Origin of the sequence: Bradyrhizobium paxllaeri, assembly GCF_001693515.2 — a bacterium.
Taxonomy (GTDB): domain Bacteria; phylum Pseudomonadota; class Alphaproteobacteria; order Rhizobiales; family Xanthobacteraceae; genus Bradyrhizobium; species Bradyrhizobium paxllaeri.
Genome location: NZ_CP042968.1, coordinates 3511153 through 3532804, shown reverse-complemented (window position 1 = coordinate 3532804; position 21652 = coordinate 3511153). Strand labels below are relative to the sequence as shown.

The following is a 21652-nucleotide window of genomic DNA, read 5'->3' as shown; positions in this document are numbered from 1 at the left end:
GGCCGGATATGCTGGAAATTCGCAACCTTCCCTTCTCTCTCCGGATTTTGACCTGCGCCCTCCTGCTCGGCATCGCCGCGCCTGGCGCGCCCGCTTTGGCGCAGCCGAACGACGACGCCATGGCGCAGATGCCGCCCGGCGCCGTACCGCCTCCGCCGCAGGGAGCGCAAACCAATCCGATCTGCATCCGGCTCGAGGGACAACTGGCGACCATCGACCGTGGCGCCGGCACCGGCGATCCCGCCAAGGATGAGCAGATCCGCCGCTATCAGGAGGCCCAGGCCAAGCAGCAGTCCGAGCTGGATCGCGTCACGCTGCAGGCCAAGCGGATGGGCTGCGAAAGCTCGGGCTTCTTCTCGCTGTTCAACGGCCGCTCGGCCGAGTGCGGTCCGGTGAACAACCAGATCCAGCAGATGCGCGCCAATCTCGAGCAGATCACCACCAGCCTGGAGCGCCTGCGCAGCGGCGGCATCGGCGGCGCCGACCGCGAAAACCAGCGCCGCTCGGTGATGGTGGCGCTGGCGCAGAACAATTGCGGCCCGCAATATGCGGCCGCCGCCCGCGGCCCCGGTAATTTCATCGACAGCCTGTTCGGCAACAATAACAACAACCCGATCCCGCCACCCAGCGGCGAACTCGGCCCGCCATCCGGCACCTTCCGCACCGTCTGCGTCCGCAGCTGCGACGGCGCCTATTTCCCGGTGTCGTTCGCCACCTACCAGGCGCGCTTCCAGGACGACGAGAGGACCTGCAAGGCGCTTTGCCCGGCGGCGGAGGCGAATTTGTTCACCTATCGCAATCCCGGCGAGGACATCAATCAGGCGGTCTCGATCAACGGCCAGCCCTATTCCTCGCTGCCCAACGCGTTCAAATTCCGCACCGAGTTCAACGCCTCCTGCTCCTGCAAGGCGGCGGGCCAGACCTGGTCGGAAGCGCTGAAATCCGTCGACGACAAGGCCTCGGTCGAACAGCAGGGCGACATCATCGTCACCGAGGAAAGTGCGAAACGGATGCAGCAGCGCGCGCAGTCGAAGGGTGCGCTGCCGCCCAAGAAGGGCGCTGCTCCCGCGAGCACCGCCGCGGCGCCGGCTGCTGCTCCGGCCGATACGACGGCTGCGGCCAGCGACAAGCAGATCCGCACGGTCGGACCGACCTTCATCCCGTCGAAGCAATAGCTCCCTGACCAGCGCCCCGAGACGGACGCTGGTCGCTAGCGCTCGTTTTCGCGGCTACGGCTCGCGCTCACGGCTCCACGGGAAGAGATTGGCCGGGAAATCCGCCGCGTAGCGATGTCCTTTGCGCAGGTGAGGCTCCTCTTCCTGTGGCGGATTGGGATCCGGCTCCACCGCTTTCCGGTACAGATGCCAGGTGGCATGGCCGAGCACCGGCAGAACGACGGCGAGGCCCACAAAGAGCGGTATCGAACCGATCACCAGCAGCGCGGCGACGATCAGGCCCCAGGCGGCCATCGCAACCGGATTCTTCATCACAACGCGCAGCGAGGTGCGGATCGCGTCGATCGCCGTCGCGTGCCGGTCGAGCATCAACGGGAACGACACGGCACTGACGCAGAGCGCCACGACTGCGAACAGGAAGCCGATGCCGCAACCAACGATGATGAGCGCCCACCCGTCTGACGTCGTCAGCACGCGCGTTGCGAAATCAGGGATGCTTGCAGCCGGCGCATGGCCGAAGATCGAAACATAGATCGCGTTCGCGACCCCGATCCAGGCCCCGAACAGAACGAGCAGGAGCACGCCGAGTTCGATCATGCCGCCGAAAGCGGGAGCACGCAGCACGTGAAGTGCATCCGACACCGAAGGTTCCTCACCGCGCTCGCGGCGGCGGCTGAGCTCGTAGAGACCGATCGCGGCAAAGGGTCCAAGCAAGGCAAACCCGGCTGCCAGCGGAAACAGCAGCGGCAGTATCGAATAGCCGAGGACCATCCTGAACAGGGCAATACCGAGAACGGGATAAATCACGCACACGACGACGGCGTGACTCGGCATTGCCTTGAAGTCTTCCCACCCCAGGCGCAGCGCCTCGCCGAGGTCGGACAGTTCGATTTTGCGAACCGGATATGTGGCGGCCTCGCCGAATACGTGCCGTCCTACCCTTGCGATGCTGTCGGAATACAGAGTGGCCATGCGCACCCTCCCGTGCTTTCAAGTTGCGGCGGTCAGAACGACGCGCCGCAACCGCGCGCCTCCGCCCTGATGTGCGAAAGTCGCGGTCGAGCCGGGTACGGCAAACCCAAGTTCAGCGAAAGGAGCTTAGCCGGACGAAACTTGTCGCGACCTGCGTTGCGAGTTTAGCGCGATTGGGAGCAGAAAGCACGCACTGTTGGGTGAATTGTGAACGCGCGGTCGTTTGGTGCGGCGCATCATCAGACGATCTGCCGGCTGATGCTCGCCGGCTTGTGCATCGTGCAGCGCATATCCACGAGCCGCAGGTTCCTCATTGCTCTATTGACGCCGGCCTCGACGCGTATCATCTTAATTTCCGACGCCCGATTTGATGATTTGCGGTCGTAACGTGTGCTCGGTGCCACGTTTTGATGTCGCGACCGGTCATAGTGGGCGAGGCAAGGCGCACTGCGATGGCGCATGTGAAGTCGGCCATCGAGACAGTGCGAGCTCCGCCCTCGATTCGTCTCCATTGCCTTTAGTGGCAAGGAGGAATGAGGATGGCTGTTGCTATCATACTGCTGTTGGTCGCAGTCGGCTCGGTGCTGTTTCACATCTACAGCCCGTGGTGGTGGACGCCGATCGCCACGAACTGGAGCTACATCGACCACACCATCAGCATCACCTTCTGGATCACCGGCGTGGTGTTCTTCGCGGTGATCGCTTTCATGGCCTATTGCGTCTTCCGCTTTCACCACAAGGAGGGAAGACAGGCCCACTACAATCCCGAAAACAAAAAGCTCGAATGGTGGCTCAGCATCGGGACGGCGATCGGCGTCGCGGCGATGCTGGCACCGGGCTTGTTCGTCTGGCACCAGTTCGTCACGGTTCCGGCTGACGCCACCGAGATCGAGGTGATGGGCCAGCAGTGGCAGTGGAGCTTCCGCCTGCCGGGCAAGGATGGCCGGATGGGCACAACCGATGTGCGCTACATCAGTCCCGAAAACCCCATGGGCGTGAATCGCGACGACCAGCACGGGCAAGACGACGTCGTGATCGAAAGTGGTGAGCTGCACCTGCCGGTCGGAAAACCCGTCAAGGTCCTGCTCCGCTCCGTCGATGTCCTGCACGATTTCTATGTGCCCGAATTCCGCGCCAAGATGGATATGGTGCCCGGCATGGTCACCTATTTCTGGATGACCCCGATCCGCACCGGAACGTTCGATGTGCTGTGCGCCGAACTGTGCGGCGCAGCGCACGCGCAGATGCGTGCCAAGGTCATCGTCGACGAAAGAAGCGAATATGACGCCTGGCTGGCGCAACAGAAGACGTTCGCAGAATTGTCAGGCCGAAACGCCGTTACGAAGGCGACGTACAGATCCGGCGGCAAGTAGGTGCCGCAGCGAAGATAGATCGGGCGCGTGAAGCCAAATCTTCACTCCCGATGGAAGCGACCGAGGAGGTATTTCTATGGTCGATGTTCCATATGATGCTGTCACAGAAGTCCCGCCTGCCGAAGTAGCAGAGGTCGATCTCTATCACCCCAGGAGCTGGTGGACGCGCTACGTCTTTTCGCAGGACGCCAAGGTCATCGCCGTCCAGTACTCGCTCACAGCGACGGCCATTGGATTGGTCGCACTGGTGCTGTCGTGGCTGATGCGGCTGCAACTGGGATTTCCCGGCACATTCTCCTTTATCGACGCAAATCAATATCTCCAGTTCATCACCATGCACGGCATGATCATGGTGATCTACCTGCTCACGGCATTGTTTCTGGGAGGCTTCGGCAATTACCTGATCCCGCTGATGGTCGGCGCGCGGGACATGGTCTTCCCCTATGTGAACATGCTGAGCTACTGGGTCTACCTGCTCGCCGTCCTGGTACTGGCTTCGACGTTCTTCGTGCCCGGCGGGCCCACCGGCGCCGGCTGGACGCTGTATCCGCCACAGGCGATTCTTGCCGGCACCCCCGGGCAGGATTGGGGCATCGTTCTCATGCTGGCCTCGCTGATCCTGTTCATCATCGGCTTCACCATGGGTGGATTGAATTATGTCGTGACCGTGCTGCAGGCGCGCACGCGCGGCATGACATTGATGCGTATGCCGCTGACGGTATGGGGCATCTTCACGGCGACCATCATGGCGCTGTTGGCCTTCCCGGCGCTGTTCGTCGCCTCCGTCATGATGCTGTTCGACCGCCTCCTCGGAACCAGCTTCTTCATGCCGGCCCTGGTCGAGATGGGACAGCAGATGAAGTATGGCGGCGGCAGCCCGATCCTGTTCCAGCACCTGTTCTGGTTCTTCGGCCATCCAGAGGTCTACATCGTCGCCCTGCCCGCCTTCGGCATCGTCTCCGATCTGATCAGCGTCCATGCGCGGAAGAACATCTTCGGCTATCGCATGATGGTCTGGGCGATCGTTGCGATCGGCGCGCTCAGCTTCGTCGTATGGGCGCACCACATGTATGTGAGCGGCATGCACCCGAAATTCGGGTTCTTCTTCGCCACCACGACGCTCATCATCGCCATCCCGACCGCCATCAAGGTCTACAACTGGGTGCTGACCCTGTGGCGCGGTGACATCCATCTCACCGTCCCGATGCTGTTTGCGCTCGGCTTCATCATCACGTTCGTGAACGGCGGGCTCACCGGCCTCTTCCTCGGCAACGTGGTCGTGGATGTCCCGCTATCGGATACGATGTTCGTCGTCGCGCATTTCCATATGGTGATGGGCGTAGCGCCGATCATGGTCGTGCTGGGTGCGATCTATCATTGGTACCCCAAGATGACGGGACGGATGCTCAACGATGCGCTGGGCAAGTTTCATTTCTGGGTCACGTTCCTCGGTGCCTATCTGATCTTCTTCCCGATGCATTATATCGGACTGCTGGGCGTTCCGCGCCGCTATCACGACATCGGCGAAGCGGCGTTCATCCCCTCATCGACCCACACGCTCAATGCCTTCATCTCCATCATGGCCTTGATCGTGGGCTTCGCCCAGATGGTGTTCCTGTTCAACCTTGCCTGGAGCTACTTCAAGGGCCGGCCTTCGGGCGGCAATCCATGGCGGGCGACGACTCTGGAATGGCAGACGCCGGAGACTCCGCCCGGACACGGCAACTGGGGCAAGGAGCTCCCGGTGGTCTATCGATGGGCCTATGACTACAGCGTGCCGGGTGCCCCGCAGGACTTCATTCCGCAGAACCAGCCACGCGCGGCGCCGGTCCTTCAGGGAGCTGCGCCGTGAGCGCCATTGTCCTGTTCATGGCTGTGATCGCGGTGATCGCCGGATGGTGGCTGTCGCAGCAACGGCTGATGTCCAAACCGTGGCTGGAAGAAGGTGCGCTTGGTGATTTTCCCGCTACGCACGAAACGACCTGGCCCGCAGCGAAGATCGGGCTGGGCGTGTTTCTCGCTGTCGTCGGTTCGCTGTTCGCCCTCTTCATCAGCGCCTACTCCATGCGCATGAACATGACGGACTGGCGGACACTGCCCGTGCCTGGACTGCTGTGGTTCAACACGGCCGTCCTTGTCCTGAGCAGCGTCGCCCTGCAATGGGCCTATGTGGCCGCGCGGCGCGACGACATGGAAGATGTACTCATCGGCCTGTGTGCGGGAGGCGTAGCCGCCGTTACATTCCTGGTTGGGCAATTATTGGCGTGGCAACAGCTGAGGGCTGCGGGCTATTTCGTCGCGTCCAATCCAGCCAATTCCTTCTTCTATATGATCACGGCTGCGCACGGACTGCACCTGATCGGCGGCCTGGTGGCGCTGGGGAGAACAACCGCCAAGGCCTGGCGTGGCGTTGAAATGCCCCAGTTGCGCCTGAGTGTGGAGCTCTGCGCCATCTACTGGCACTTCCTGCTGTTGATCTGGCTGGCCTTGCTCGGCCTGCTGACAGGCTGGACGGACGATTTCGTCGACATCTGTCGCCGGTTGCTCACCTAGGAGAGGCCAGATGGCGGAGACTGCACTGACAACCCACGGATTATCTCCTGCACGGCCGGACGGCTGGGAGGGCATTGCGGCCGATTGGTCCTCGGATCAGCGCGCCTTCAAGAACGTCTCCTGGGGGAAGGCCATGATGTGGATCTTCCTCCTGAGCGACACCTTCATCTTCAGCTGTTTCCTGCTGTCCTACATGACGGCGCGCATGTCCACGACCGTGCCGTGGCCGAATCCGAGTGAGGTGTTCGCTCTCGAGATTGCGGGGCATCATATCCCCCTCATCCTGATCGCCATCATGACCTTCGTCCTGATCAGCAGCAGCGGGACCATGGCGATGGCCGTCAATTTCGGTTACCGCCGCGATCGCGTCAAAACCGCGGTCTTGATGCTGGTCACGGCGGCGCTTGGCGCAACGTTCGTCGGAATGCAGGCATTCGAATGGACCAAGCTGATCATGGAGGGCGTGCGTCCCTGGGAAAACCCCTGGGGAGCGGCGCAGTTCGGCTCCAGCTTCTTCATGATCACCGGCTTCCACGGCACGCACGTGACCATCGGCGTCATTTTCCTGGTCATCATCGCGCGAAAGGTCTGGCGGGGAGACTTTGACGTCGGAAGGCGCGGCTTTTTTACGAGCAGGAGGGGGAATTACGAGGTCGTCGAAATCACCGGCCTTTACTGGCACTTCGTCGATCTCGTGTGGGTTTTCATCTTTGCCTTCTTTTATCTGTGGTGAGGTCAGCACATGACAAATGTGGCACTCGATTTAGAAGTACAACGACCTTCGCTGCATGCCCATGTGCATGACGCTGTCGCACCGGCGCACGTAGAGGGGCAGCAGCACCCAATCAAGGTCTATCTTGTCGTCTGGGGATGGTTGTTCGTCCTCAGCGCATGCTCCTATCTCGTCGACTACTTTCATCTGCAAGGCTACCTCAGATGGTCGCTGATCCTGCTGTTCATGGTGTTGAAGGCCGGCCTGATCGTCGCCGTCTTCATGCACATGGCCTGGGAACGGCTGGCGCTCGCCTATGCCATCCTGCTGCCGCCGGTGCTGGTGCTGGTGTTCGTAGCCATCATGGTATTTGAATCCGAGTACACGCACCTCATACGGGCGCTGTTCTTCTCGGCGCCGGCTTAGATCCTGCCGCTCGTTGGCTAGCGTTTACCCGTCGAATACATCGGCCGACGCACGGCCGGCGCGGGCAACCAGCTTCTCGTCGGGCGCGGGCAGCGCCTTGCCGTTGTCGCGAAAGCGGTTGGTGATGGGATAGCGGCGATCGCGGCCAAAATTCTTTTCCGTCACCTTGACGCCGGGCGCCGCCTGACGCCGCTTGTATTCGGCGACGTTGAGCAGCCGGTCGATCCGCGTCACCACGTCAGCCGGGAAACCCGCCGCGATGATCGTGGCCAGCGGCTCCTCGCGCTCCACCAGCCGTTCGAGGATGCCATCCAGCATCTCGTAAGGCGGCAGCGAATCCTGGTCGGTCTGGTTTTCGCGCAATTCCGCCGTCGGCGGCCGGGTGATGATGTTGACCGGGATCACCTCGCCCGAGGGTCCGAGCGCGCCGTCCGGCTTCCACTCGTTGCGCAGGCTGGAGAGGCGAAACACTTCAGTCTTGTAGATGTCCTTGATCGGGTTGAAGCCGCCGTTCATGTCGCCATAGATGGTGGCGTAGCCGACCGACATTTCCGACTTGTTGCCGGTCGTCACCACCATCGCGCCGGTCTTGTTGGAAATCGCCATCAAGAGCGTGCCGCGGGTGCGCGCCTGCAGATTCTCCTCGGTGATGTCGCGCGGCAGGCCGGCGAACGGGCCGGACAGGATTTTTTCGAAGCCGTTGACGGCATCGGCAATCGGCAGCACCTCGTAACGGATGCCGAGCGCTTTTGCCAACTTCGCCGCGTCATCCAGCGACACCTGCGCGGTGAAGCGGAACGGCAGCATCACGCCGCGAACCTGGTCGGCGCCGAGCGCATCGACCGCAATCGCGGCACACAGCGCGGAATCGATACCACCGGAGACCCCGAGCAGCACGCCGGGAAAACCGTTCTTGCGGACGTAGTCGCGCAGGCCGAGCACGCAGGCCGCGTAATCGCCCTTGTCGCCCTCGACCAGCGGCACCACGGGGCCCGAACAGCGCCAGCCTTCGGCGCCCTTGTTCCAGCGCAGCGTGACGATGCTCTCCTCGAACGCCGGCAGTTGCGCCGCCACCGAAAGATCGGCGTTGAGCGCGAATGATGCACCGTCGAACACCAGTTCGTCCTGCCCGCCGATCTGGTTGAGATAGACCAGCGGCAGCCCGCTCTCGGTGACGCGAGCCACCGCGATCGAAAGCCGCAGATCGTTCTTGTCGCGCGCGTAGGGCGAGCCGTTCGGCACCACCAGAATTTCCGCGCCGGTCTCGGCGAGGCACTCGACGACGTTTTCGTATTCCTCGGACTCTTCGAGCCAGATGTCTTCGCAGATCGGGACGCCGACGCGGATGCCGCGGACGGTCACCGGGCCTGCGGCCGGACCGCGCGCGAACAGGCGCTTCTCGTCGAACACGCCATAGTTCGGCAAATTGGCCTTGAAGCGAAGCGCGGCGATGCGGCCCTGATCGAGCAGCGCGCAGGCGTTATAAAGTTTGCTATCCTCAACCCAGGGCGTGCCAATCAGTACCGCCGGGCCGCCGCCTGCGGTCTCGCGCGCCAACTCCTCGACCGCGGCGCGGCAGGCGGCCTGGAGCGCCGGCTTCAGCACCAGATCTTCCGGCGGATAGCCGCAGATGAACAGTTCGGGCAACACCATGAGATCGGCGCCGTCGGCCTTGGCCTTGTCGCGCGCGGCGCGTGCCTTGGCGGCGTTGCCCGGGATATCGCCGACCGTCGGATTCAACTGCGCCAGCGTGATCGTAAAGGTGTCGGTCATGGGGCGATGGTGCCTTGCACAAGAGCAAACTGCAATTGCTTGCTTTGACAGCGTTTTCGAGCGAAGTGGACACCGGTTCGCGTGAAGAAAACCCGTCAAAACAAAAACTTAGATATGCGGTTCTGACCCGAAGTCAGCACGGCATATCTAGAACGCGCCTATGCGTTCGGCGATGGCAAACAGCCAGAACGCCCCGACCATCAGCAGCGCGACGCCGACCGCCGCCGAACCCATGTCCTTGACCCGCCCGATCTGCGGATCGTGATCGGTGGTGAGGCGGTCGGCGAGCTTCTCGATGGCGGTATTGAGGATCTCGACCACCAGGACAAAGGCGACGGCAGCGACCAGTTCCACGCGGCGCATGACGGTCGCGCCGACCAGCCAGGCCAGCGGCACCGACAGCGCCAGCGCGAACAGTTCCTCGCGGACGGCCTGCTCCGAGCGGATCGCAAAAGCGAGGCCGTTACGCGTGTTGATGGTGGCCCGCCAGAGTCGCAGCAAGTCAGAGACCCGCTGCGGCCGGCATCGGCTTTTCCTTGCCCGCCCGCTCCTGCTTGAGCAGTTCGGCGATCAGGAAGGCCATATCGATCGATTGTTCGGCATTGAGACGGGGATCGCAGACCGTGTGATAGCGGTCGTTGAGGTCCTCGTCGGTGATGGCGCGGGCGCCGCCGATGCATTCGGTGACGTCCTGCCCGGTCATCTCCAGGTGCACGCCGCCGGCATGCGTGCCTTCGGCCGCGTGGATGGCGAAGAACGACTTCACCTCCGACAGCACCCGGTCGAACGGCCGGGTCTTGTAGCCTGTCGTCGAGGTGATGGTGTTGCCGTGCATCGGATCGCACGACCAGACCACGACCCGCCCTTCCCGCTGCACCGCGCGGATCAGCGGCGCGAGATGATCGCCGACCTTGTCGGAGCCGAAGCGGTTGATCAGCGTCAGCCGTCCCGGCTCGTTGTCGGGATTGAGGATGTCGATCAGCTTCAACAGCTCGTCCGGCTTCAGCGACGGACCGCATTTCAGGCCGATCGGGTTCTTGATGCCGCGGAAATATTCTACATGGCCGTGGTCGAGCTGGCGGGTGCGGTCGCCGATCCAGATCATGTGGCCTGATGTCGCGTACCAGTCGCCGGTGGTGGAATCGACCCTCGTCATCGCCTGCTCGTAGCCGAGCAGCAGCGCCTCATGGCTGGTATAGAAATCGGTGGCGCGCAGTTCGGGATGGCTTTCCAGATCGAGGCCGCAGGCGCGCATGAAATTCAGCGCGTCCGAGATGCGGTCGGCCAGTTCCTTGTAGCGCCGCGACTGCGGGGAATCCTTGAGGAAGCCGAGCATCCACTGATGCACGCTGCCGAGATTGGCAAAGCCGCCGGTGGCGAACGCGCGCAGCAGGTTCAGCGTCGCCGCCGATTGCCGATAGGCCATCAACTGGCGCTGCGGATCGGGGATGCGCGCTTCCGGGGTGAACGCGATGTCGTTGATGATGTCGCCGCGATAGCTCGGCAGCTCGACGCCGCCGACCTTCTCGGTGTTCGACGAGCGCGGCTTGGCGAACTGTCCGGCGATGCGGCCGACCTTCACCACCGGCAGCGCGCCGGCATAGGTCAGGACCACGGCCATCTGCAGCAGCACGCGGAAGAAGTCGCGAATGTTGTTGGCGCCATGCTCGGCAAAACTCTCGGCGCAATCGCCGCCCTGCAGCAGGAACGCCTCGCCGGCTGCGACGCGCGCCAGCGCCTTTTTCAGGTTGCGCGCTTCGCCGGCGAACACCAGCGGGGGAAACGTGGCGAGCTGCGCCTCGACATCGGCCAATGCCTTGGCATCGGGATATTCCGGGACCTGCAGCACCGGCCTGGTGCGCCAGCTATCGGGCGTCCACCGCTCGGACATGACCTTAACTCCTGAGCAAAAACCGCTACTTATCAAAGGTTACGAAGGCCGGTTTATACACAGGCCGCGGGCGGACCGCCAGTTAGATTTCCGGTAGTCCTGACAAGCTCTTGCGGCGAAATCCGAATTCGCATTTGCTGTGGCCCGCTCGCAAAGCTGGCAGGAGAACACGGTGGCCGAGCCGGGGCTGGACGACGTATTTAGCGACGACATCACGGTGCCCGCGACGGACGGATACCCCCTCGCCGCGACGCTGTTTCTGCCTCGCGGGGCCAAGCGTCAGGCCGTCCTGATCAATTCCGCGACCGCGGTCCCCCGCAAACTCTACCGGGGCTTTGCCAGCTACCTCGCCAACCGCGGTTGCGCGGTTCTGACCTACGACTACCGCGGCACCGGCGATAGCTGGCAGAAGGCGATGACCGGCACCGTCAGGCCGAAATCGCTGGTCGGCTTCAAGGCCTCGATGTCGGACTGGGCGGCGCAGGACATCACTGCGGCGGTCGCCTGGATGCGCCAGCGTTACAAGGCGCTGCCGTTTGCCTATGTCGGGCATTCGTTCGGCGGCCAGGCGCTCGGCCTGTTGCCGAACAATTCGGAGATTTCGCGCGCGCTGTTCGTCGCGGCACAGGCCGGCTACTGGAAACTGATGGCATCACCCGAGCGCTACCGCGTCTACGCCATGCTGAATTTTGTAGGCTCGCCCCTCACCCGCGTGCTCGGCTACATGCCGGGCAAGGCCGGCCTCGGCATGGACCTGCCCAAGGATGCCTTCCTGCAATGGGTCGGCTGGGTGATGAGCCCGCGCTATCTGTTCGACGATGCCAGGCTCGAAGCCCGGCAGAACTTTCCGAACTACAAAGGCGCGTTGCGCGCGCTCTGCATCTCCGACGATCCCTGGGCGACGCGGCCCGCGGTGGAGCTGTTGTGCTCCGGATTTACCTCGATCAAGCCCGAGATCATCACGGTGAGACCGGCGGATGCCGGCACTGGGAAGATCGGGCATCTCGGCTTTTTCCGGCCGCAGCATCGCTACACGCTGTGGCGCGAGGCAGCGGAATGGATTGAGGCGGGCGAATAGCTGCCATCGCGTGAGGCCGGTTGTTGTCGACATGCTCAACCGTAGGATGAGCTGGCGGGAACACGGCGCCAGCCCCACCGTTGTCGCGCCGGGATCTCCGTCTCAACACCCCTGGACTTTTGGGAAGGAACTGCCGATGCCTACCCAGCCGACCATCGCGCGCATCTGGCGCGGCCGGACGCGGCCCGACGTTGCGGACAGCTATGAAGCCTATATCAAGGCCGAAGGCATGCCCCCGCTGGAGAAGACCGCGCTCGGCGTGCAGCTATTCCGGGAAGATCGCGAGCAGGAAAGCTGGTTCACGACCATTTCCTATTGGCCGGACCTCAAGTCGATGACCGCCTTCACCAAGGGCGAGCCGACCAAGGTTCATCATCTCGCGCGCGATGCGGAGTTCCTGATCGAGTTGCCGGAGTTCATCCAGATCCACCGGATCCTCGTCGACCGCCAGGGCCTGCGCTGAATTGGAAGGCCCTACGTCAGCGCGACGCAGTCGATCTCGATATCGAATGGCGCGAACCATTCGGACACGCAGACGAAGATGCGCGCCGGCGGATCTTCCGGAAAGTAGCGCGCATAGATCAGGGAGCCGCTGAATGGAAGAACGTCAGGTCCGCTCGAAGGCCGACCAGATCGCTTCCACCGCCTGGCTCTGACGCGCCACAGGGCGAAACAGGCGGATTTCGATCGGTATCTGGAATTCAGCATTGCCGGCTGCGACCAGCAGCCCGGCCGAGATGTCCTCTTCCGCCAACGTCCGGGGCAGCCATGCCACGCCATCCCCCGCACGGGCCATCGACAGCAGCGTCGCGGCAAGGTGCGACGTAAAGACCGTCTCTAGCGCGAAGGGACGATCTTTCGCGCCCCATTGGGCTGCGACGATCCGGCCCAACCCCGATTGCGCGCTATAGGCAAGGTATTTCACCGGTTCGCCGCGCCGAAGCCGCCACCGCGCAACGCCGTTTGCAGCAGGCGCGCTCAGCGGAAGCAGCGTGTCGGCGCCGACCACGATGCTCTTGAATTGGCCGGAAGAGATCCGGCTGCTCATGTTCCTGTGGTGATGGCAAAGCAGAAACTGCGCGTCTCCCCGCAACATCATCTGCTCGCATGCCTGCATGCTGTCGGAGATCAAATTGAGATTTCCGAGCGCCAGAACCCTGTCGTTGCGACGGACCCATTTCGGGAAAAACGTGAACGAAAGCGCGTGCGTCGCCGCGATCGACAACGGCCTGACGCGACTGTCGGAAACCTCGAGCGTGTCGCGGCGCAGTTGATGCAGGGCCCGGCTCAGGACCTCCGCCTGATCGTGGAAATGCTCGCCCGCCGGCGTGAGCGCGACACCGTGCGTCGTGCGGGTAAACAGAGCTGCGCCGACCCAGCTCTCAAGCGCGCGAATCCTGCGGCTGAAGGCTGGCTGGGTGACGTGGCGCAGTTCCGCCGCCCTGGAAAAATTCAGGGTTTCCGCGAGCGCCAGATAGTCTTCGAACCAGATCAGCTCCATTGGTAATGCCATATCAACATAACCAATTGCGGGAATAGCATTGGCTTCGGGTGAAATCCATCGCTATTGCAAGCACAAGCCAATGCCCCGTTGTCAGAGCCGCCGCCGACGAGAGTGCCTCGGTATATTCGTTTCCGGCATAAGCTTGACGAGGCGGACCGAACGATCTCAGAGCTACCGGAAGGAAATGCCATGCGTATTGTCGACGTCGTCGAGATCACCAAGCCGATCGCCTCTCCGATCCGAAATGCCTACATCGACTTTTCGAAGATGACGGCGAGCCTCGTTGCCGTCGTGACGGATGTCGTCCGCGACGGCCGCCGCGTGGTCGGATACGGCTTCAATTCGAACGGCCGCTATGGTCAGGGCGGTCTGATCCGGGAACGCTTCCGCAATCGGATCGTCGAAGCCGACCCCAAAAGCCTTCTCGACGACAGCGGCACCAATCTCGATCCACATCGCATCTGGGCGGCGATGATGGTGAACGAGAAGCCCGGTGGGCACGGTGAGCGGTCCGTCGCGGTCGGCACGCTCGACATGGCTATCTGGGACGCCGTCGCGAAGATCGCGGGCAAGCCGCTGTTTCGCCTTCTCGCCGAAAGGAAAGGCCGCGAGGCCAATCCACGCGTCTTCGTGTATGCGGCAGGCGGCTACTACTACCCCGGCAAGGACAATTCCGCACTACGCGCGGAAATGCGCGGCTATCTCAACCGCGGCTACAACGTGGTGAAGATGAAGATCGGCGGAGCTTCGATCGACGAAGATCGTGGACGGATCGAGGCCGTGCTGGCGGAAATCGGTTCGCAAGCGCGGCTCGCCGTCGATGCCAACGGACGTTTCAATCTGGAGACCGCCATCGCCTACGCGAAGATGCTGCGTGACTACCCGCTGTTCTGGTATGAGGAGGCCGGCGATCCCCTCGACTACGCGCTGCAGGCCGCGCTCTCGGAATTCTATCCGGGCCCGATGGCGACAGGCGAGAATCTGTTCTCGCACCAGGATGCGCACAACCTGCTACGCTATGGCGGCATGCGGCCAGACCGCGACTGGCTGCAGTTCGATTGCGCGCTGTCGTACGGGCTTGTCGAATATCTCCGGACGCTCGATGTCCTGGCGCAGCACGGCTGGTCGCCGTCCCGTTGCATCCCCCATGGCGGGCACCAGATGTCGCTGAACATCGCAGCAGGCCTCGGCCTGGGCGGCAACGAGAGCTACCCGGACCTCTTTCAGCCCTACGGCGGCTTCCCCGACGCCGTTCGCGTCGAGGACGGCCACATCGTCATGCCGGATCTGCCGGGCATCGGCTTCGAAGGCAAATCCGATCTGATCAAGGTCATGCGCGAACTGGCCGAGTAAGGGCAGCGTCGCGGCTAGAGCATGATCCGGAAAAGTGTGTAGCGGTTTTCCGAAAAGATCATGCTCAAACAAAAAGGTAAAGCGTGATGACGATTCGAAGAATCGTCATCACGCTTTAGCGCGCAGTCTATACGATCTTCTGCGCCTTCAGCGCTTCCACCTTGGCCGCGTCATAGCCGATCGTCGCCAGCACGTCCTTCGTATCGGCGCCGAGCAGCGGTGGCGCGCGATATTCCTTCACCGGGGTGCCGGAGAAGGTGATGGCATTGCGGATCAGCGACAGGTCGGGCTCGAAGGGGTGGTCGACCTTGACCTGCATGCCGCGCGAGCGGACATGCTCATCGGAAAACACCTGCGAGAAATCGTTGATCGGGCCTGAGGGCACGCCGGCCTTCTCCAGCTCTTCCAGCCAATGAGCGACGGGCTTCTTCAGGAAGTGACCGGCGAAGATCGCCATGATCTCCTTGCCGTGGACGACACGGTCGTTGTTCTTGACGAAGCGCGGATCGGTCGCGAGCTCAGGCGCGCCCAGCACCGCGCAGGTGCGCTGGAACTGGCCGTCATTGCCGACCACCAGCATCAGTTCGCCGTCGGTGCAGCGGAACACGCCGGCCGGCATGCCGCCATTGCCCCAGGTGCCGCGACGCGGCGGGGTCTGGCCGTTGACGAGGAAGATCTGCGCGTAATGCGACAGCGCGGCGATCACGGTGTCGAACAGGCAGACGTCGACATGCTGCCCCTCCCCGCCATTGGCCTTGCGGTGATAGAGCGCGGCCAGAATGCCGATCGAGGAGTTCATGCCGGTCATGTAGTCGACGATGGAGGGGCCGACCTTCATCGGGCCGGCGCCCGGCTCGCCGTCGATATGGCCGGTGACGCTCATCAGCCCGCCCATCGCCTGCAGGATGGCGTCGTAGCCGGCGCGCGGCGCGTAAGGCCCGGTCTGGCCGAAGCCGGTCACCGAGCAATAGATGATGCCGGGATTGATCGCCTTGATCGTTTCATAGTCGAGCTTGTAGCGCTTGAGATCGCCGACCTTGTAGTTCTCCATCATCACGTCGCAGCTCTTGGCGAGCTCGCGGATGATCTCCTGCCCTTCCGGGCTCGCGATATTGACGGTGACGGATTTCTTGTTGCGGTTGGCGCAGAGGTAGAACGAGTTGTTGTTGTTCTGCTTGCCCTCGGGATCCCTGAGGTACGGCGGTCCGAAGGCGCGCGCGTCGTCACCGCCGCCGGGACGCTCGATCTTGATCACCTCGGCGCCGAGATCGGCCAGCATCTGCGCCGACAAGGGCCCCGCGAGCACCCGCGTCAGGTCGAGAATTTTGATGCCCGAAAGTGGCAGAGCCGACATGAACTTCCTCCGAAGATTTTTGGCGTGGTGGCGCGGGACCATGTCCGGCGCTTTGATGCTTGCCGATACACTATTTTATACGGCTGAGCCCTGCGTTGTCAGCATGACGCCATCCGTTCGCCACACTCGCCGGCGCGCAAGGCAGCCGGACTGACCGCAGCGTCAATGCGGCATGACAGGCAAAGGAACAGCCTGGACGTTGCTGAAAACAGAACGGCCCGCCAAGGCGAGCCGTTCCATTGTCAAACCGTGATTACCGTAATTACCGGTTGCTGCTGGCCTTGGCGCGGTTCGCGCGCCACTCTAGGAATTCGCGGTACAGCGGATCGCGATCCTGCGGGGCAAGTGCCGTGGGGGCAGCCACCGGGGCCGGCGCCGGAACGGCGCCCGATGCCGCCGACACAGCCGAGCCCGGAGGCAGCGGCATGTTGCGGTCGAGCCATTCCTGCGCCGCCTTGAAGCGCGTCCATCCCGATACCGTCGCGCGTGGCGCCATTTCCTTCCACTTCGGATGGAACGGCGGACGCTGCAACTGCGACACCTTGTCGAACATGGTGTCGACCAGCAGCGCCAGGCGGCGGTAGCGGTCGCTGTTCGGCGCCCAGTTATACGAGGCCAGCACCGCCTCGGCCGCGATCGTCTCGACGAAGCCGCCTTCCGGCACAAGGCCCGGGTAGTCCGCCGACGAAAGCTTGGACGGCAGATACTCCTCCTGGACCTGCTTGGCGTACTCGACCGGCACCAGATGCAGGTTGCGGTCGTTGATCTGGTTCAGCCATTGCAACGGCTTGCCTTCGATCGCGACGATGGCGTCGACCTCGCCCTTGCGCAGCATGTCCAGCGCCAGCCGCGGCTCCTGATAGATCAGATGCGGCCTGATACCGAGACGCTCGAACACGTTGATCGCGGTCACGAAGGTCGAGCTGTCGGGCAGATCGACCACCACGGTCTTGCCGTCGAGATCGCGCATGCTGGTGATCGTCCTGGGCGCGAGGACGTGCATCTCCTCGTTGAACATCTTGGCGACGTAGACGAACTGGTTGCGGATATCCTTGGCGAAGTCCTTGCGGTCGAGATAGGACAGCGTGTCCTTGCGAACGATGCCGGCGTCGACGCCGCGCAGCAGCAGGATGTCCGACACCGCCTGCACCGATCCACGGCCCATCACCGGCAGGATCCGCAGGCTGGTGCCGCTGTCGAGCACGGACGCGAGGTCCGCGCCGACCTGGGCATAGGTCGAGCCGAACGAACCCGTCATCAAGCTCACGGTGTTGGCATTGAGCTGGTTGGCCAAATCGCGCTTGGTGGCGGTGCCATACTTGAAGATGGTCTTGAAGGAATCGCTGACCGCGCCCGGATCGATGCCGCTGCGCACCGGGCCGAAGTGCTGCCACTGGCCGTTGGTGAAGCGCATCATCCGCATCTGCTCGATCGGCGCGTGGTCGGACGGGCTGGTATTGATCAGGATGCCCTGCACCATCATCGGAAGCTGGATGCCCTTGAGCAAGCGGGCCTGCTTCATGATGTTTTCGCGCGACAGGTCGTCGCCGCAGTTCTTCAGCACCTCGACCGTCAACCTGCCGACCAGATAGCCGAGGACGGCCTGGCCGTTGGTCTTGCTCACGCTCGGGACGTAGCGCTGCATGAAGGCGCTCCACTCGCGGAACACCGCATCGCCCGCCGCAGCCGAGTCTTCGCCCTCGAGTCTGTACGCCGCAGACAACAGGCCTTCCGCATTTTGCGGGCCCGCCGGCTGAATCACGGCCGAGTACGAATTGGAGATCGAGGCGGCGAACTGCAGCGGCTTCCAACCGAGTTCGGCGGATCGACGGATCGCCATGACCGCGAATTTCGGCGTGGTGAACTCGATGAGGACGTCGGCGCCGGAGGCCTTCATCTTGGCCATCTGCGCATCGATATTGGTGTCGGTCACCTTGTAGGGCGCCTCGGACACGATCGGCATCTTGCCGCCCAGGCCGTCCTTCAGGCCTTTCAGGTATTCCTTGCCCATTCCGTCGTCCTGATAGAGGACGGCGATCCGGCTGCGGGGATGGTTCTCCAGCAGGTACTGCGCAAAGATCTGAGCTTCAGCGGTGTAGGTCGGCAGAAAACCGATGGTCCAGGGAAACTCGCGCGGCTGGTCCCAGGCCGCAGCGCCCGACAACGCAAAAAGCTGCGGAACCTTCTTTGAGTTCAGATAGGGCTGGATCGCGGCGTTCGTGTTCGTACCGATGGTGCCCAAGGTCAAGAGAACCTGATCGTCCTCGACGAGCTTGCGGGTCATCTCCATCGTCTTGGTGGGCTCGTAGGCGTCGTCATAGGTGATCATGCTCACCTTGCGGCCATTGATCCCGCCTTCGGCGTTGATCTTGTCCAGATAGGCCGCGATGACCTTGGCGATGACGCCATAGGCCGAGGCCGGACCGGTATAGGGAGCGGTGTTACCGATGCGGATTTCGTTGGGGCCCGGAGGCGCCGCGTGCGCCTGATTGCTGATCGCCGAACCAGCCATCGCGGCCACGACCAAGGCGGCCACTGCATTGCGCCGCGGCGCGCTGAAAAGCCGGCGCAAGCTGCCACGGGCCGCTGACCCGGACAATTGCACCGCCGCCCTACTAGTGTCGATCAAAGCCCACATTTTCACCTGTCCCCCAATACAAACTGTGCCATTTTTCGAGCAGCGAGACGGGCAGCGTTTCAGTCCTACTCGCTGACATTGTGTCTCAACTGGATTGATTTTGTGTCAAGACCTGTCGCGGCGCGCAGTTAGTCGACCGTGTGTTCCGCCGCGACAATGCCGACATTAGTGTTACCAAAAGCGTTACCAAAACCGGGATCGGCCGCCCCGCGAACATCGATTCGCGGCATGGTTGCGCCGATACAACCTATCATTGGATTCCCGAGCACCCGCTGCCGACATACCGACCAAAATACGGCATGCGTAGGGCAATGGATTCCAGAAACAAGAACGGCCCGCCGAAGCGGGCCGTCCTGTGGTCAAACCGTGCTGACCGGCCTGATTATCTGTTGGCGCTGGCCTTTACCTGTTGGCACTGGCCTTGGCGCGGTTGGCACGCCATTCCAGGAACTCACGATACAGGGGATCCTGCGGCGCAGCACCCGGCGTCGGTGCAGCACCCGATGCCGACGACACGGCTGAACCCGCAGCCAGCGGCATGTTGCGGTCGAGCCATTCCTGCGCTGCCTTGAAGCGGGTCCAGCCGGATATGGTTGCGCGCGGCGCCATTTCCTTCCACTTCGGATGGAACGGCGGACGCTGCAATTGCCCGACCTTGTCGAACATGGTGTCGACCAGCAGCGACAGGCGCCGGTAGCGGTCGCTGTTCGGCGCCCAGTTATACGAGGCCAGCACCGCTTCTGCCGCAACCGTCTCGACCGAGCCGCCTTCCGGCACCAGGTTCGGATAGTCCGCCGACGAAAGCTTGGACGGCAGATACTCCTCCTGCAGAGTCTTGGCGTATTCGACCGGCACCAGATGCAGGTTGCGGTCGTTGATCTGGTTCAGCCATTGCAACGGCTTGCCTTCGATCGCGACGATGGCGTCGACCTCGCCCTTGCGCAGCATGTCCAGCGCCAGTCGCGGTTCCTGATAGATCAGATGCGGCCTGATCCCGAGACGCTCGAACACGTTGATCGCGGTCACGAAGGTGGAGCTGTCGGGCAGATCGACCACCACGGTCTTGCCGTCGAGATCTTTCATGCTGGCGATCGTCCGCGGCGCGAGGACGTGCATTTCCTCATTGAACATCTTGGCGACGTAGACGAACTGGTTGCGGATGTCCTTGGCGAAATCCTTGCGGTCGAGATAGGCCAGCGTGTCCTTGCGGACGATGCCGACGTCGACGCCGCGCAGCAGCAGGATATCCGCCACCGCCTGAACCGATCCGCGGCCCATCACCGGCAGGATCCGCAGATGGGTGCCGTTGTCGAGCACGGACGCGAGATCCGCGCCGACCTGGGCATAGGTCGAACCGAACGAACCCGTCATCAAGCTCACGGTGTTGGCATTGAGCTGGTTGGCCAGATCGCGCTTGGTGGCGGTGCCGTACTTGAAGATGGTCTTGAAGGATTCGCTGACGGTGCCCGGGTCGATGCCGCTGCGCACCGGGCCAAAGAACTGCCAGTGTCCACCGGTGAATCGCATCATCCGCATCTGTTCGATCGTCGCATGATCGGACGCGCTGGTGTTGATCAGGATGCCCGGCACCATCATCGGAATCTGCAAGCCCTTGATCGAACGGGCCTGCTTCATGATGTTTTCGCGCGAGAAGTCGTCGCCGCAGTTCTTCAGTACCTCGATAACGAGCCTGGAGTTCAGATAGGCGTAGACGGCCTGGCCGTTCGACTTGCTGATGCTCGGAACATAGCGCTCCATGAAGGCGCTCCATTCGCGGAACACCGCGGGCCCGGCGGCCTGCGCATCCTCACCCTCCAAGCGGTACATCGCCGACATGATTCCTTCGGCGTTTTCCACGCCCGCCGGCACCATCACCGACGATACCGATTCGGACACCGAGGCGAGGAAATGGATCGGCTTCCAGCCGAGTTCGGCATTTCGCTTGATCGCCATGGTGGCGAATTTCGGCGTCGTGAATTGCATGAAGACGTCGGCGCCCGAAGCCTTGAGCTTGGCGATCTGGGCGTCGATATTGACGTCCGTCACCTTGTAGGGAGCCTCGGCCACGATCGGAATCTTGCCGCCGAGACCGTCCTTCAGGCCCTTGAGGTAGTCCTTGCCGAAACCGTCGTCCTGATAGAGCACCGCGACCTTGCTGCGCGGATGGTTCTCCAGCAGATACTGCGAATAGATGTGGGCTTCGGTCTGGTAGCTGGGCAGGAAGCCCATGGTCCAAGGAAAGTCGCGTGGCTGGTCCCACATCGTCGCGCCCGAGGCGACGAAGAGCTGGGGAATCTTCTTGGCGTTCAAATAGGGATGAACGGCCTGGCTGGTATTGGTGCCGAGGCTCGCCAGGATAAAGAGAACGTTGTCTTCCTCGACGAGCTTGCGGGTCGCCTCCATCGTCTTGGTCGGATTGTAGGCGTCATCATAGGAAATGAAATTGATCTTGCGGCCCCTGATGCCACCCTCGGCGTTGACCTTCTCGAAATAGGCCGCCATCACCTTGCCGATCACGCCATAGGCGGAAGCCGGACCGGTATAGGGCATGGTATTGCCGATCCGGATCTCGTTGGCGCCCGGGCTCGCCGGTAGGCCCTGCCCGAAAGCCGGCGTCGCCATCGCGGCCAGCATCAGCGCCGCAGCCGCCCCGCCCAAAGGCGCGGCGAAAAGCCGGCGCACGGCCCCGCCTGCCGGAGACCAGGATATTTGCTCGAATTGTCCACGTGAATCGATACTAGCCCGCATAGCGGCGCCCCCCCTTTTGTATCCCCACAATGTATTTTTATTGTTTTTGTTTTTACGCGCTTCGCGTCGCGCGAACGGGCAGCGTTTCAACCCTACTCGCCG

Annotated in this window: 17 protein-coding genes and 1 pseudogene; 9 read left to right on the top strand and 9 right to left on the bottom strand. The window is 62.6% G+C overall.

What is annotated here, in order from left to right; translation table 11 throughout:
- Positions 1–8 precede the first annotated feature (8 nt).
- Entirely contained in the window at positions 9–1175 is a 1167-nt protein-coding gene (locus tag LMTR21_RS16675; RefSeq protein ID WP_065753660.1) for a DUF2865 domain-containing protein, read from the top strand.
- Positions 1176–1229: 54 nt separating this feature from the next.
- On the opposite strand, the gene LMTR21_RS16670 is transcribed toward LMTR21_RS16675, so the two are convergent.
- Positions 1230–2147 carry a DUF2189 domain-containing protein gene (locus LMTR21_RS16670; RefSeq protein WP_065753659.1) on the bottom strand — a complete coding sequence of 306 codons (918 nt, stop codon included), beginning with the start codon at positions 2145–2147 and terminating at the stop codon, positions 1230–1232.
- A gap of 539 nt (positions 2148–2686) precedes the next feature.
- Between LMTR21_RS16670 and coxB the strand changes: the two genes are divergently transcribed.
- From coxB to LMTR21_RS16645, 5 genes are all read left to right on the top strand, one after another.
- Complete coding sequence (coxB, locus tag LMTR21_RS16665; RefSeq protein ID WP_065753658.1) at positions 2687–3520, top strand: cytochrome c oxidase subunit II; 834 nt, start codon at positions 2687–2689, stop codon at positions 3518–3520.
- Positions 3521–3596: 76 nt separating this feature from the next.
- Positions 3597–5372: a cbb3-type cytochrome c oxidase subunit I gene (locus LMTR21_RS16660; RefSeq protein ID WP_065753657.1), complete on the top strand. Its 1776-nt coding sequence runs from the start codon at positions 3597–3599 to the stop codon at positions 5370–5372.
- Positions 5369–6073 carry a cytochrome c oxidase subunit 3 gene (locus tag LMTR21_RS16655; protein WP_065753656.1) on the top strand — a complete coding sequence of 235 codons (705 nt, stop codon included), beginning with the start codon at positions 5369–5371 and terminating at the stop codon, positions 6071–6073. Before LMTR21_RS16660 ends, LMTR21_RS16655 begins: the two co-directional genes overlap by 4 nt.
- 10 nt (positions 6074–6083) lie before the next feature.
- Complete coding sequence (locus tag LMTR21_RS16650) at positions 6084–6806, top strand: heme-copper oxidase subunit III family protein (RefSeq protein ID WP_065753655.1); 723 nt, start codon at positions 6084–6086, stop codon at positions 6804–6806.
- A gap of 9 nt (positions 6807–6815) precedes the next feature.
- Positions 6816–7211 carry a cytochrome C oxidase subunit IV family protein gene (locus tag LMTR21_RS16645; protein WP_065753654.1) on the top strand — a complete coding sequence of 132 codons (396 nt, stop codon included), beginning with the start codon at positions 6816–6818 and terminating at the stop codon, positions 7209–7211.
- 24 nt (positions 7212–7235) lie between these two features.
- On the opposite strand, the gene LMTR21_RS16640 is transcribed toward LMTR21_RS16645, so the two are convergent.
- The 3 genes from LMTR21_RS16640 to LMTR21_RS16630 all read right to left on the bottom strand — a co-directional run bounded on the left by LMTR21_RS16640 (position 7236) and on the right by LMTR21_RS16630 (position 10875).
- Positions 7236–8984, bottom strand: a complete 1749-nt coding sequence (locus tag LMTR21_RS16640; protein WP_065753653.1) for an NAD+ synthase — start codon at positions 8982–8984, stop codon at positions 7236–7238.
- 147 nt (positions 8985–9131) lie between these two features.
- A complete protein-coding gene (locus tag LMTR21_RS16635) occupies positions 9132–9485 on the bottom strand; it encodes a diacylglycerol kinase (RefSeq protein WP_057839226.1) in 354 nt (117 codons plus the stop codon).
- Position 9486: 1 nt separating this feature from the next.
- Entirely contained in the window at positions 9487–10875 is a 1389-nt protein-coding gene (locus LMTR21_RS16630; protein ID WP_065753652.1) for a class II 3-deoxy-7-phosphoheptulonate synthase, read from the bottom strand.
- A 172-nt stretch (positions 10876–11047) separates the two neighbouring features.
- Here LMTR21_RS16630 and LMTR21_RS16625 point away from each other — a divergent pair, with 172 nt between their 5' ends.
- Complete coding sequence (locus LMTR21_RS16625; RefSeq protein ID WP_065753688.1) at positions 11048–11953, top strand: alpha/beta hydrolase family protein; 906 nt, start codon at positions 11048–11050, stop codon at positions 11951–11953.
- 136 nt (positions 11954–12089) lie between these two features.
- Positions 12090–12416 carry an antibiotic biosynthesis monooxygenase family protein gene (locus LMTR21_RS16620; RefSeq protein ID WP_065753651.1) on the top strand — a complete coding sequence of 109 codons (327 nt, stop codon included), beginning with the start codon at positions 12090–12092 and terminating at the stop codon, positions 12414–12416.
- An 11-nt stretch (positions 12417–12427) separates the two neighbouring features.
- Here LMTR21_RS16620 and LMTR21_RS40880 read toward each other — a convergent pair.
- Together LMTR21_RS40880 and LMTR21_RS16610 are read right to left on the bottom strand one after the other, a co-directional pair.
- Positions 12428–12535 (bottom strand): annotated as a pseudogene (locus LMTR21_RS40880) (RidA family protein); the annotation flags it as partial.
- A gap of 25 nt (positions 12536–12560) precedes the next feature.
- Complete coding sequence (locus LMTR21_RS16610; protein WP_246175645.1) at positions 12561–13466, bottom strand: LysR family transcriptional regulator; 906 nt, start codon at positions 13464–13466, stop codon at positions 12561–12563.
- Between the two features lie 180 nt (positions 13467–13646).
- Here LMTR21_RS16610 and LMTR21_RS16605 point away from each other — a divergent pair, with 180 nt between their 5' ends.
- A complete protein-coding gene (locus tag LMTR21_RS16605) occupies positions 13647–14810 on the top strand; it encodes a mandelate racemase/muconate lactonizing enzyme family protein (protein ID WP_065753649.1) in 1164 nt (387 codons plus the stop codon).
- Positions 14811–14937: 127 nt separating this feature from the next.
- Here the strand turns inward: LMTR21_RS16605 and LMTR21_RS16600 are convergent, their stop codons facing one another.
- The 3 genes from LMTR21_RS16600 to LMTR21_RS16590 all read right to left on the bottom strand — a co-directional run bounded on the left by LMTR21_RS16600 (position 14938) and on the right by LMTR21_RS16590 (position 21484).
- Positions 14938–16164, bottom strand: coding sequence for a CaiB/BaiF CoA transferase family protein (locus tag LMTR21_RS16600; RefSeq protein ID WP_065753648.1), 1227 nt, complete (start codon positions 16162–16164; stop codon positions 14938–14940).
- A gap of 262 nt (positions 16165–16426) precedes the next feature.
- Positions 16427–18700, bottom strand: a complete 2274-nt coding sequence (locus tag LMTR21_RS16595; RefSeq protein ID WP_347339177.1) for an ABC transporter substrate-binding protein — start codon at positions 18698–18700, stop codon at positions 16427–16429.
- Between the two features lie 504 nt (positions 18701–19204).
- On the bottom strand, positions 19205–21484 hold the full coding sequence (locus LMTR21_RS16590; RefSeq protein WP_488225954.1) for an ABC transporter substrate-binding protein: 2280 nt from the start codon (positions 21482–21484) through the stop codon (positions 19205–19207).
- Positions 21485–21652: the final 168 nt, after the last annotated feature.